Source organism: Pseudomonas sp. F007, assembly GCF_057814275.1.
In genome coordinates this window covers 1-13,827 of sequence record NZ_JBVATA010000015.1, presented here as the reverse complement: position 1 = coordinate 13,827, position 13,827 = coordinate 1, and the positions used below count along the sequence as shown (strand labels likewise).

The 13,827-nt window shown below is 64.3% G+C and carries 6 protein-coding genes; 2 read left to right on the top strand and 4 right to left on the bottom strand.

The genetic code is table 11. The annotated features are described in order from the left end of the window. Positions 1 to 70: 70 nt before the first annotated feature. Both ACZYR5_RS29050 and ACZYR5_RS29045 read right to left on the bottom strand, forming a co-directional pair. Positions 71 to 1,111, bottom strand: coding sequence for an alpha/beta hydrolase family protein (locus ACZYR5_RS29050; protein WP_489092799.1), 1,041 nt, complete (start codon positions 1,109 to 1,111; stop codon positions 71 to 73). A gap of 86 nt (positions 1,112 to 1,197) precedes the next feature. Next, positions 1,198 to 1,887, bottom strand: coding sequence for a B3/B4 domain-containing protein (locus ACZYR5_RS29045; RefSeq protein ID WP_489092806.1), 690 nt, complete (start codon positions 1,885 to 1,887; stop codon positions 1,198 to 1,200). 250 nt (positions 1,888 to 2,137) lie between these two features. Here ACZYR5_RS29045 and ACZYR5_RS29040 point away from each other — a divergent pair, with 250 nt between their 5' ends. Further along, a complete protein-coding gene (locus ACZYR5_RS29040) occupies positions 2,138 to 2,959 on the top strand; it encodes a transporter (protein ID WP_489092800.1) in 822 nt (273 codons plus the stop codon). Between the two features lie 318 nt (positions 2,960 to 3,277). Here ACZYR5_RS29040 and ACZYR5_RS29035 read toward each other — a convergent pair whose 3' ends face one another. Together ACZYR5_RS29035 and ACZYR5_RS29030 are read right to left on the bottom strand one after the other, a co-directional pair. Beyond that, positions 3,278 to 5,578, bottom strand: coding sequence for an Ig-like domain-containing protein (locus tag ACZYR5_RS29035; protein ID WP_489092801.1), 2,301 nt, complete (start codon positions 5,576 to 5,578; stop codon positions 3,278 to 3,280). 35 nt (positions 5,579 to 5,613) lie between these two features. Beyond that, complete coding sequence (locus ACZYR5_RS29030; RefSeq protein ID WP_489092802.1) at positions 5,614 to 7,008, bottom strand: hypothetical protein; 1,395 nt, start codon at positions 7,006 to 7,008, stop codon at positions 5,614 to 5,616. A gap of 501 nt (positions 7,009 to 7,509) precedes the next feature. Between ACZYR5_RS29030 and mnxG the strand changes: the two genes are divergently transcribed. Beyond that, positions 7,510 to 13,338, top strand: a complete 5,829-nt coding sequence (mnxG, locus tag ACZYR5_RS29025) for a manganese-oxidizing multicopper oxidase MnxG (RefSeq protein WP_489092803.1) — start codon at positions 7,510 to 7,512, stop codon at positions 13,336 to 13,338. Positions 13,339 to 13,827 lie beyond the last annotated feature (489 nt).

The following is a 13,827-nucleotide window of genomic DNA, read 5'->3' as shown; positions in this document are numbered from 1 at the left end:
GTTGACGTTTTTCGCGAGCAGGCTCGCTCCTACAGGGTACTTCTGCGCTGGGTTGCCAGGCTTTTGCCGTTCAAGGCGTCCCCAGCGCAGCCTTCGCCAGAAACTCCGTCACCAACCCCACCACCTCTTGCTGAATCGCCTCCCGCGACCGCGCATTCTCGCCATCGCGGCAAATGACGCCATCCCCGGGCGCATCCTCTTCCAGCATTTCAATGGCGCCCGGTTTGCAGATCGACATGAAACTGAAGTGCGTGGCGTCCTTGATCTCGACGTAACGACTGCTGGCCGCTGGCAGACGTCTGGCCAGGTCGGCGGATTCCAGTTGCGCAGGCAGGTCGTCGGAGGGCGCGCCGGCGGCAATCACCAGGATCGGCACGGGCAGCGTGGCGAGGCTGGCGTCGGTCATGCCGCGTGACAGGCCGAGGTCCAGCGAGACGATGGCGGTGACCGCCGGGTAGCGCCGGTCGGCCGCCAGTTGGGCCTTGGCCTGCGCGGTGCTCGCGGGATTCATCTGTTGATAGACCCTGCAACTGCTCAGCTTCGTATGGACTTTGCAATCCTCGGCGAAACGCTCGGGATCGAAACGTGCTCCAGCCATTTCCAGGGCCGTCCAGCCTCCGAGGGAGTGGCCGACCACGGCAATGCGCTGCGCTGCGACCGCGCCAAATTGCTCGGGCTTTGCCTGCACTGCTTCGATCGCTCGACGCAGGTCAATCGGCCGTTGCCACAACTGCGCCGCCGCTTGCGGGCTGCGGTCGTGGGTGGTGCTGCCCGGGTGATTCACTGCCGCGACGATGTAGCCCTGATCGGCCAGGGCCGTGGCAAGCCACATCTGGTTGCTCCAGTTGCCGCGATAACCGTGGGACAGCACCACCAAGGGATGCTCGCCAGCGCTCGGCGGCGCGTCGCGCACGGCAGAGCCACTGACGAACACCGGGTTGTCGTCGATCACCTGTGCCTTGGCAGTGGTGGTCGCGGGGTACCAGACCACCATTTCCAACGGTCGCTGCGGATCCGCCAGGGTGGTGCTGTAGAAGCCGATGGGGTGGGTGTCAGCGTGGGTGGTGGCAGACAGGCCGATCAGCAGCAGGGCGCCCAGAGCTGTTTTCAATGTTGATTCTTCCTTGAGTGCATGGGGTGTTTTCAGGCGGGGCTGTGCGCAGGGTAATGGAGCGGTTACAAAGTTGAAACCTGGGCTTAATTGAACCCGATCAACCGGCTTTCGATTCTTGCCCCCGGCATCAGTTGCTGCAGACCTAGCGTCAATTCATCACCGGCCATCCTCAGTGCCTCCATGGGCATTGCCGGCAAGCTCTCCAGAATGAACCACATCCGTTTCGCACTGCAGTCCAGCCGCGTCCGGGAGCCCTGGCGCCAGTTCCAGCGACGGCAGGTCACCCCCAGCTCATCGCGCCAGATCACCTCGCCTGGTTCGGGCGACTCGTGCACGGTGTTGCCGTCCTTGACGGTGTCAAACAGCTCAGTCCCATCGGCGATGGTCAGGCGCGGCGCACCCACGTAGGCATCGAAATTTTCCCCGCCAATCGGCAGCGCGTACTTGATGCTGATGGCGTTGTAGAGATCGACGATCGGGTCGATGCCGGCCAGCGTCCCGTCCCGCAGCACCCGCTTGCGCAAGGCTTCTGCCGAGCACGGGGTGCGCTGGGGTTTGGCGCCGAACAGCCTGAAGGTCTCCGCCCAGGCAGCCAGATGACCTTGCGCCCAATTCGGCCTGTCGGCGGCCAGGGTTTCGCAAGCATCCGCCAGGGCGCGTGTGGCGAATTGAGGATCAAGGATTGGCGTCGCTTCAACGCTGATGCTCAGGGCACGGAAACCGGGTGCAAGCTCGGCGATGCGGGGGTCAAGCACGGGAACGAGAAAAGACATGGAGGTTTCCTTGGTCATGAAGGTTGCAGGTTCCCTGGGTGTAGGTGGCCATTTCCTGCAGGAGCAATCGAGCATTGGCCGGCTGCTACTGCCAGTGTTTTAACCGTTCCAGGTCATTAGATCTAATGATTTACCGTGATGCTCAATAAGGATTTCTTATCAGCTGAGTTCCACCCTGATTGCACATCACCCCCCATCACCTACGCTTACCGCTTGCCGCAAATCAGCCACTGACAGGGGGTCATCAACCATGGGCTCAAACAGGCAAAACCGCTTCACCTCTTCAGCCTTCGCCGCCGCCTTGTGCCTGATCCCCAACGCCCAGGCCGAAGACTCGGCGGAGCTGGCGAAAAAAGCCCTCAACCCGGTGGCAGCCATGTACAGCCTGCCGGTGCAGTACAACTGGGATCAGAAGATGGGGCCGAGCGGCGAGGGCATGCACAGCGTGACCAATATCCAGCCGGTACTGCCGTTTACCCTCAATGATGAGTGGAACCTGATCTCGCGCACGATCCTGCCGGTGATTGATCAACATGGCCTGGTGGACGGTGGTTTTGCGGACAAGTCCGGGGTGGGGGATATCACCCAGAGTTTTTTCTTTTCGCCGAAGCAGCCCACGGCCAGTGGCTGGATCCTCGGCGCCGGGCCGGCGATTCTGATTCCCACTGGCAGCAATGAATTACTCGGCAGCGAGCAGTGGGGCATGGGGCCGACGGTGGTGGCGCTGCAACAGGCCAATGGCTGGACCCACGGGGTACTTGCCAACCATATCTGGGGCCTGGACGGCAGCCCGCCGGATGACAAGCAGAAGGTCAACCAGACGTTCGTGCAGCCGTTCCTGTCCTTTACCACCAGCACCCTGACCACCTACGGGGTGAACAGCGAATCCACCTTTGACTGGCAGTCGCGGGAATGGGCGGTGCCGGTCAATCTGACGGTGACGCAACTGCTGAAAATCAGCGGCCAGCCGCTGACGGTGCAGGCCGGGCCACGCTACTGGCTCGACAGCCCTGAAGATGGGCCGCAGGGGTGGGGTTTTCGATTTGCGGTGACCTTGTTGTTTCCAAGGTGAGATGAATGTCAGATATGCCGCAGGCTAGTTGCTCCTGCGATGTTGGGGGGGGATCACAAGATAGGTATCACCGCAAATCCCTGTAGGAGCTGGCTTGCCAGCGAAGAACTCAGCGTCACCACCTCCTTCCAGAATGAACGCGGTGCCTGGGCGTTTTTCGCTGGCAAGCCAGCGCCTACAGTTCAGGTTGGGGTGATACCAGAGGAACCAGGGCAGGGCGGGGGAAGTAGTCCATCGACAGCGCCCTGCGGGGCAACCATCGATGGACCGTATGGCGAGGTTGAAATCCGCCTCCGGTGAAGGAGGCGGGGTCGGTTGCTATTGGACCACCAGCGGCGCGGTGCGCACGGTGCCAAGGGACGAGCGCAGGGTGACGGTCGGGTTGGTGGCGCTAGGCACGATGGTCGTGGTGGTCGCCGTCAGGCGCCAGCGGCCAGTGACCGGTACTGTCGCAGTGCCCAGGGTGACCGGGCCACTGGCCGTGCTGACCTGCACGGTGATGGTGTTGCCCACCACCGCCGAGGAGGTCCCCGAGATGTCCCAGGTGAAGCGGTTGTTGGAACGTGCGCGGGCTTCGGCGGTGGTCAGGACCAGGGTTTCCTGGGTGACCAGCGGAGTGACCTGCATGGTGACCGTGGCCGGTGTCGACAGCGCCCCCAGCGAATCCCTGACCTGATAGGTAAAGGTGGTGGTAAAGGCACTGTTGAGTGGCTGCGGTGCGGTGTAGTTCAGCACTGTGCCGTTGGTGGTCACACTGCCCTGGCCGGCGCCCGGCTGGGTCAGGAGGATCACGGTCAGCGGGTTGTTGCCCTCAGGGTCGAAGTCATTGGCAAGGACGTTGATGGTCGAGGTTCCGCCCTGGCTGGCAGCGGTGTCGTTGACCACCACAGGTGCCTGGTTAGGGCTGACGGCGACCGTGACCACCGCAGGTTCCGAAGCCAGGCCTTTTTTGTCCCGGGCGATGTAGCTGAATTTCACCGTCATTGCGGCATTGGTGATCGGTGGGGTGTAGGTCAGGCTGGTGGTGCCGTTAAGTGCCACCGAGCCCTGCGTTGCTGGCGGCTGCACGACGCTGTCGATGGTCAGCGGAACGTCTCCGTCGGGATCCGTATCGTTGGCCAGCACATTGATCGTGATCGGCACTCCCGAACTGGTGCTGGCGTTATCGGCCACTGCCAGAGGCTTGTTGTTCTCGCCGGGGGTATCGGCGATGCCGCCGATCACCACCGGTTCGGTGTCTGCGCCGCCGGCAGCCGATTTGATCGTCACGCTTTCCGGTGGTTGCGCTACATCGTTGACCTCCAGGGTGCCGTTGCCTGGCAGCGGACCGTAGCCTTCGGCAACCAGGTTGGGGTTGAGGACCTTGTCGCTGGAGTTGGCTTTGATGGTCAGGCGATGCAAGGCCGGATCGTAGTTCGCGGCAGTGATTTTCACCACATCGATCGGGGTGCGTGATACCGAGGTGGGTTTGTAGGCAATACCCAGTTCGCTGGCGGTCAGCACCACCACCGAGGGCGGGGCGTCCGGTGTCGTAAAGCGGGTGTAGAAATAGCCGCTGTTGTTGCTCAACAGTTCCGAGCCGGAGATGCAAGGCGCCTGTGTCGTTCCAACCAGAGCCAGGGTGGTGCGGTAGCAGACCGAGGCAGCTGCCGGGGTGGGGGGCTGGTTATTGATGGTGCGGTGCGAGTCGACGAATACTTCGACTTTAGAGCCACCGCCGTCACGCTCGTAGGTGACACGCTCGATCTCCACCGGGGTCTGGGTGCGCTCGTCGAACAGCTTGCCGGAGATCGCCAGCAGCGGGGTATGCAGCGTGCCGGGAGGACCGGAAATCTCCAGGTAGTTCTGCGGTTGACCCTGGGCATCGAGCACCGGGCTGCCGCGTACCGTGTCAGTGATGTTCGGGTCGCCGATGAATTTCTCGACCTTTTGGGTTTCCGGGTTGGTCTCGGTGAAGTAGCGGGCAATTTCCACGCCTTCGGCATTGGTCAGCACATTGGTTGCGGTGGCGCTGTACAGGAACGGTCCGAGGGCGCCCTGCAAGGCGCCGGAATAGTTGAGCGTGGCGATGCCGACGTCGCTGGTGTCGTTGATCGCCCGCCGGCCGGGGGTGGTGACCACGTAGGTTTTGGTACCGTAGGGATGGCGCACGGTGTACATGCCCGCGGTGGGCACGGAGGCGCGGATCCTGATACGCGCGAAGTTGTGTTGCTCGCCATCGACGATCTGGCCTTCGCCCGCTACCGCTTCGAGTGCCGCAACGTACTGCTCGATGCCGTAGGTGCGGTCGCCGACACTGCCGTCGGCGGTGAACCAGAAGGCTTCACCCGGCCAGTTGTTCGGGAAGATGATCGGATCGGCCGGATTGAATATGGCATCCGCGGGGATGGTGCACATGTAGCCGGGGGCTGCTGCGGTGCCCGGCGCGCGCGAACTGACGGTCTTCACCAGGCACAGTTCGAGCTTTACATTGCTGAAGTCCTGATACCACATCGGGAATCGGCCGCTGGCGAGGGTGTAGGGCCCCGGGTCGAAACTCTGCAGGGCGGCGCTGGCACTCCCGGCCATGGCAATCGACAGGCTCAGTGTGTTGAAGATGAAACGTGGCCACGTGTTCATGAAACCTCCTGGCGCTCTATTCGAATTCGAAAGGGTCATGGGACGATGACCACTTCTTCTGTATCGCTACCGCCGTTCGCCGAAACCACCCGTACTCGTGCCGGTGGAACTCGGCCGGTCGAAGGCGTGCCGACCTTGTCGGCGCCGTTGCCGACAAGAGGACCGAGCAGCGCGCCACTCCTGTCGACGTAAGCGGTCATGGCGGGCGGCGAGGTGCGGTCACTGCTCGACGCGGCGATGGTCAACTGGCCGCCGCCGACGCTGTATTCGGCGCGGGTGATGGTGACCAGGTCGGTCAACGACACGGGCACGGTAGTGGGTGCGAGGGCGGTGGGAATCGCCAGGTGGTTGTCGGCGGTCACTTGCAGGGTCGCCGGTATCGAGGGGTTGACGACCGACTGGCCATACCAGCTGCCGGTCGAGTTGGCTTCCGTCATGGTCACGGCCGTGCCTGCACTGTCGAGGAAGCTGACCGAACCGGGTGGCGGCGGGGCCAGGGTAAAGACATCCTGGTGCGCGACCACCGCACCGTTGACGTTGCCCCGCGAGTAACTGGCCCGCTTGACCAGGGCCGGAGCCGGCAGATCCACGGCGCTGAGCTTGCCGGAAACGGCGAACACGTCGCTGCGCACATCGATGCCGTTCGGGCCCTGGACCCGCAGGAAGTTGGTATTGAAGGGGCTGCCGGTGACCTGCTCTTCGAAGTTGGGGTCGCCGACGAATTTTTCCGCCTGGCCAGTGTCCGGATTGGTCTCGGTGTAGGGGCCATTGACACTGCGCAGGAACGGTCCGATATCGCCCTTCAACGCGCCGGTATAGTCACCGGAGGGGCCGATACCGATATCGCGGGTCATGTTGATCGCCCGGGTGCCGCCGGTGTCGAGCATATCCTGGGCGGTCACGTTGAACACGTCGACGCCATAGGGGTGAGTGATCGTGTATTCGCCGGCGACCGGCACATCCACGCGAATCCGGATCCGCGCGAAGCTCTGTTGATTGCCGTCGGCGACCTCGCCATTGAACGCTGCTTCGATGGCCGCGCCGTAACCCAGGTCAATGCCACTGGCGGCGTCGGTGATCGCGCCATCCGCGGCAAACCAGAAGGTTTCATCGGGGAAGTTGGTCGGGAACACGATGGCCTGGGTGTCATCGAACTCGCCCGGGGCCGGGTTGAGGATGCACATGTAGGAGGGCGTGCCGGGTACCCCGGCGACGCGCGAACTGACCGCCTTGCTCAGGCACAGGTCCAGGGTCCGGCCGTGGGTGTCCTGGTACCAGGCGGCATAACCGGTCTTGTTGCCACTTTCAAGAGGATAGGGACGCTCACCGGTGACTCCCGGGTCTACGGCGTAGAGCGCTGCCTGTGTCGTCCCGCTGCTGAGTGACGCAAGCAGGATCGAACTTGCCAGTAGGGTCAATCTGTTGTGCATGATGCAGTCCTCTCGAAATGGCGCTGGCTGAGGTACAGCTCGGTCGAAGGGTGTCGAATCGGCTTGAGCAACGATCGTGCCGATTTGCTTTGAGGGGGGTGTAAAGCCGGTGATCCGGGGGGATGCCGCTGAACCGGCGGTATTAAAGAGAGGAGGGTGTGGGCGGCATGCCGCAGGCCACGGACTAAGGTCTGATAAGGGTTGAACCGGTGCACTCGAGCGGCGGCCAAGGGAAGTTGTGTCAAAATATGACGGCCAGGTTACAGACGCCCTCTCAGCGCAGGCGAAAAATCGGGTGCAGGGGCAAGTGCCCCATTGCTGGGGAAAATTTCCTCCGCAGTGGGGACGTTTTTTCATGCCAGAAGTGGGGGATACCGGAAAAATAGTTTCCCGTGCCCGGGACAGGCCTCCAACTCATTGAATAGCCGATGATTTTTTTGTGGCGCAGATTTTGCCAAGCCAACTCAGACATTGGATCCACTGACTGGGAGGCCTGCCGACATGATCTGCGCCCAACTGCACACTGGAATTGAACTCGAATCCATCCGCGCCTGGCTGAGAAAACCCCGAGGCCTGGCGGTCCTCGCCGGCGTGTGGCTGGCCGGCGGTGAATTCGCTGAAGCCGCGGTGCAGTGCCAGCGCACGATGGTGGCCAATGTCGTGGCCATGGACCAGCCGCTGATGTTCAACCGGCTCGGCGCGCACAACCCCAACGGCATGATGTACGCCCTGCGCGCCGATGTGGTCGACAGCAATGGCCAGTTGATCACCCAGGGCGGCAGCGCCACCCCGGGTCAAGTCACCCTGCGCCCGGACAAGCGCCCGCGGCCCCTGGTGCTGCGGGTCGCCGCCGGTGATTGCCTGACGGTCAACCTGCAGAACCTGCTGGCGCTCCAGGCCAACCCCAATGGCCAGGGCAATGACCACGAGAACCCGGCGCTGGGCGAGTTGCATGTCGATGCACAAGTCGCCGACCGCCACGTCGGTTTCCAGGTCAACGGCCTGCAGGCGTTCGGTTCGATCAACGATATTTCCGCCAACAGCGGGCGCAACGACAACACCCTGCTGGCCCCCGGGCAAAGCCGCAGCTACACCCTGTATGCCGAGCGCGAAGGCACCTTCGTCGCCACCAGCTACGGTGCCACCTTCGGCAGCGAAGGCTCGTCTGGCAACGTCGGCAACGGCCTGTTCGGCCAGGTAGTGGTGCTGCCCAAAGGCGGTCGCGCCTATCACAACACGGTCACCGAAGAAGACATGCGCCTGGCCACGCGCGGGCGCACGCCAGCCGGCCAGCCGGTGCTCGACTACCAGGCACGCTACCCGGTGCAGCAACCCTGGATTGCCGAAGGCAAGGCCGGCAAGCCGATCCTCGCCATGGCCGACGGCAACGAGATCATCGCCAGCAACGCCGACGCCATCGTCATGGGGCCCAACGCCGACGGCAGCTTCCCGCCCACCACTTATCCGCTGGAAAGCCAGGGGCGACGCAACCCCAGCCTGCCCAATCGGCTGGAGCCGTTCCGCGATTTTGCGGCGGTGTTCCATGATCAGTCGGCGGTGATCCAGGCCTTTCCCGGCTTCTGGGGCGACCCGGTGTTCGGCCAGATGCTCGACCCGGCGCGCGACGCCTTCATGGTCAACTACGGTTCCGGCGGCATGGGCGCCGAGGTCATCGCCAACCGCGTCGGGGTCGGGCCGATGCATGATTGCCTGTCCTGCGCCTATGAAGAGTTCTTCCTCAGCGCCCACGCCACCGGCGATATCGCCATGCAGGTCGACGTGCCGGCCAACACCGGCCTGGAAACCCTCGCGCCCGGCCAGGTGCCGCCGACCGACAGCGTCGGGATCAAGGCGAGCATGGCGCTGTACCCTGCCGAGCCCTCCAACGTCGCCCACAGCTACCTCGGCGATGCGGTGAAATTTCGCAATATCAGCGTCGGCTACGAGCAGCACGTGTTCCACCTGCACGGCCACCAATGGTTGTTCAACCCCAACGATGACAACTCCGACTACATGGACGCCCAGGGCGTCGGCCCGGGTTCGGGCTACACCTACGAGATCGCCCACGGCGGCTCCGGCAACCGCAACCGGGTGGTCGGCGATGCCATCTATCACTGCCATTTCTACCCGCATTTCGCCCAGGGCATGTGGGCCATGTGGCGCATCCACGATGTGTTCGAAGAGGGCACGCGGCTGGCGGTGACCCAAGAGGGCAGCAACGACTACCACGCCGAGCCGTTCGCCTTGCGCAGTGGCCTGCCAGCCACCGGGGCGCGGGCCTTGCCCGATGGCGAGATCGTCGCCGGTACGCCGATTCCGGCGGTGGTGCCGTTACCGGGCAAAGCCCTGCCGCCGATGCCCGGCAAAGTGGTGGTGATCCCGAAAATCAGTGGTGAAACCCAGGTCGCCGAGCACGAGGCGGGCGACGATAGCCCGGCTCACGGCGGGCCGAAAGTGGTCGGCTCGCTGGCCCTGGTCGACCGCAGCGAAGCCAACCGCAACGCCGATGGCAGCCTGAAAAACCCTGGCTATCCGTTCTGGATCGGCGGCCTCGAAAGCACCGTCGGCCAACGTCCGCCCACCCCACCGCTGGACATGCTCGACGCACCCACCGCCACTGCCCTGCGCGACAGCGGCAAGGCCTTGTGGTCGGCGCTCGACCCGGCCCAGGCCGGTGGCTGGGATGGCGGCCTCGCGCGGCATGGCCTGGATGGCTGGGCGGCGGGCGGTGAGGCGCAGGTGACCACCACTTCGCTGGACATGAGCAAGTCGCTGGAACGGGCCAAACCGGTGTATTTCCCGGAGGAGGGCACCGAGGTCGAACAGGCGGCCATGGCCTTTCACGCCAAACCGTCCCACCCGAGCTTCGCCGTGCTGCCCAGCGGTGAACTGCAGCCGCGCAACTTCCTCACCAACGGTGCGCCGCCGGTGGCCGGTGCGCCGTTCTTCGAGCCGTGCATGGACGATCGGCAAAAACGCCTGCTGCGCAGCGCCGGCGCCGGCCTGTTCAACAGTGGCGAGCGCCTCGACGCCCAGTCGTTCAGTGGCGCCTCGCCGTTCAGTGCCGATCACCCGCGTGTGTACAAGGGCGCCAATATCCAGTTCGACGCGGTGTTCAACAAGGTCGGCTACCACTTCCCGCAGACTCGCATCCTCACCTTGTGGGAGGACGCCTGGCCGGTGATCACCAAGCAGCGTCCGCCGGAGCCGCTGGTGATGCGCATGAACACCTTCGATTGCACCATGTACCAACACACCAACCTGGTGCCGTCGGTGTATGAGCTGGACGATTTCCAGGTGCGCACGCCCACCGATGTCATCGGCCAGCACATCCACTTGCCCAAGTGGGACTTGACCGCCGCTGACGGCTCGGCCAACGGCTGGAACTACGAGGACGGCGTGCTTTCGCCGTCCACCGTGGTCGAGCGTATCCACGCCATTCGCCGCTTTAACAATTGCCAGGCCGGCGACCCCCGCGAAGGCAGCGGCGATTGTCCGGTGGCCAAGCAGCATCCATTCTTCGGCCAGTTCAACCGTGCCGACTGGCTCGGCGCGCGGACCCTGTTGCAGCGCTGGTTCGCCGACCCGGTGCTCAACGTGCACAACATCGATCGCGGCCTGGGCAACATCTTCACCCATGACCACCTCGGCCCATCGACTCACCAGCAAGTGGGCATGTATGCCACGGTGCTGGCCGAACCGGCGGGTTCCAAGTGGTACCACGCCGAGACCGGTGAGTCCCTGTACAACGGCGGCGGGCGCCAGGACGGCGGTCCGACGTCCTGGCAAGCGGTGATCGAAACCGGAGACCTCGACGGCGACAGCAAGAACGACAGCTTCCGCGAGTTCTTCCTCGAGTTCAGTGACTTCCAGCACGCCTATGAAGCCGGCGTGTATGTCGGTGCTGGCCCCGATGGCATTCCCAATGCGGGCGCCTTCCCGGCCACCGCCGACAGCTTCCGCTACGCGATCAACCCGCCGGGGCGCAAGGCTGCGGCCAACCGCCTGGACTCGGTCCTGGAAGTGGCCAGCGGGCAATTGCTGACCTGCCCGACGCGACCCTGCCCACAGGCAATCTCGGCCTCCGATCCGGGGATCTTCGTCGTCAACTATCGCCACGAGCCCTTGGGGCTGCGCATCTACGACCCGAACAAGATCGCGCCGGATGGCAAGCCCGGAATGCAGGCCGATGGCCTGGCCGGTGATCTGGCCTACGCCCTGCAAAGCCGCACCGACCGGGCGATCCCGGCGCTCAACCTGGCCCCGAGTGCGATCCGTTCGGCGACCGGGCCGACGGGCGGGGTCACGCTGATGCCGGCACACATCAATCGCGGCGACATGCCGGGCGATCCCTTCACCCCGACCTTGCGCACCTACACCGGTGACAACGTACGCCTGCGGGTGAATGCCGGCGGCCATGAGGAGGAACACAACGTGACCATGCACGGGGTCAAGTGGCTGCATTCCGGCAGCGGCTTTGGCAACAGCTCCAACACCGGTTGGAAGGCCTCGCAGATGATCGCGATCTCCGAGCAGTTCGGCTTCATGGCGCCGGTGGCGATGATGTCCAGCGCCGCCAGCGACACCGGCGACTACCTGTATTCCATGGATGCGTCGCTGGAGGGTTACTGGAGCGGCCTGTGGGGCATCATGCGCAACTACTCGCAAACCCGCAGCGACCTGTTCCCGCTGCCCAACAACCCGCGCCCGGTGACCGCGCGCAACACCGCCAACTTCAATGGCGTGTGCCCGCGCACCGGGCCCAATCCCAACGGCATTGGCACCCGGCCGACGGTGCAGCGCAACTACGAAGTGGTCGCGGCGCTGGCCAACGACATCCTCGCCAACCCGTTGGGCCTGACCATCGGCGACCCGGCCGGCGACGGCCAGCATGTCGGCGGTCCGCTCAACCCGCTGGGCGGCACCCTGGTCTACAACCCGAGGCCGGTGACTGTGCCGCAGGTGACTGTCTTCGACCCTGAAGATGGCGAGACCTTCACCATTGGCGGGCAGTCCGGGCCGTTGCACGACCCGACCGCCATCCTCTATGTGCGCAAGGCCGACCTCGACCCGGTCAGCGGCAAGCTCAAGCCCGGGGTGCCGATCGAGCCGCTGGTACTGCGCGCCGCCGCCGGTGATTGCATCAACATCACCCTGGAAAACCGTCTGCCGCTGGTGATGCCGGACCTGGTCAACAACGCGGTGATGCAAGGCACGGTCAAGCGTGATCGTTCCGGCGCGCAGGGTTCGAGCACCTTCAACAACAACCTGATGCGGCCTTCCAGCCACGTCGGCCTGCACGCGCAGTTGCTGACCTACGACATCAGCAAGTCCGATGGCTTCAACGTCGGCGGCAACCCGGTGCAGACTGTGGCGCCGCGGATCGGCAACAGCGGCGCCTGGCCGAGCCGGACCTACCAGTACTACGCCGGGCACCTGGAGCGCGCCGGCCAACCGGTGGCCTCGCAACTGGGACGCAACGTCGACGTGATTCAGGCCACGCCCATCGAGTTCGGCGGCCTCAACCTGATGCCGGCCGACCCGATCAAGCAACCGCAGAAAGGCCTGGTGGCGGCCATGACCATCACCCCGCACGGCTCGACCTGGCAGGAGGATGCCGCGTCCCGGGCCTCGGCCACGGTGCAGGCGCCGGGGGGCACCCCGTATCGCGACTTCGCGATGGTCTGGCAGAAATCGCTGAACATGCGCTGGGCCAACGGCTTGCCGGTGGAGAACATGGCGTCCGAGGGACCGGGCGTGCCCAACGACCCCAAAGACAACTCGGACATGGCCATCAACTACAAGAGCGAGCCACTGTGGTACCGCTTCGCCCGCGCCCCGGACGCACCCTTCGGCCAGGCCGGCGGCCACGGCCTCGGTGCGGTACCCCATGCGCACCGGGCCTACAGCAACAGCCTGGTGGGTGGCGACCCGGTGACCCCGATCCTGCGGGTCAAGCCCGGCCAGCCGTTCCGCACTCACGTACTGATGCCCTCGGGCGGCAGCCGCGGCGCGACCTTCCAGCTCGACGGCCACATCTGGGCGTTCAACCCGTTCCAGGCGGAAAGGGTCGACCTCTGGGGCTACCCGATGAAAGACGCCGGCATCGGCTCGGTGCGCTTCGGCTACAACCCCATGGCCATGTACATCGGCGCCCAGGAAAGCGTACTCCCCGCCGCGCACTTCAGCTTCATGTTCCCCAGCGCCGGCGGCGCCAACGCAGTGGCGGGGGATTACCTGTACCGGGACTATGCGGCGTTCGGCAATCTGGGCGGGATGTGGGGGTTGTTGCGGGTGAGTGATGAGCCGCTGCCGGGGGTGGCGCAATAGCGGGGTGAAAGACGACAGCCTGGGGGCGAAAGTCCCTGGGCTGCGGTTGCCCATTCCTGCGGTAACGCTCACTACTGTGGGCTGGCTTGTCGGGCCGCCGCATCGCAGCGATGGCTATTTGTTGATGTGCATATCCATTCCCGCCGAAACGCTCGCCCCACTGTAGGAGCTGGCTTGCCAGCGAAGGCGAACTTACGGTGTACATATCCATTCCTGCAGAAGCGCTCGCTCCACTGTGGGAGCTAGCCTGCTGGCGATAGCTATTTGTCCGTGTACATATCCATTCCTGCGGTAACGGCCACCTATGGTTTCGCCCTTACGGCGACTCACTTTTTTTCAAACGCCGGTGTGCCGGCCCAGCAAAAAAATAAGCAAAAAACGCTTGCCCCACCGTCCGGCCCCCTCGCCTAGGCTCGGCGTACCTTCGCTCCGGCATCCATCCGTGGGTCATCGCCTCCGGTTGGCTTCGCTGCACCTCCTCTCGATGAC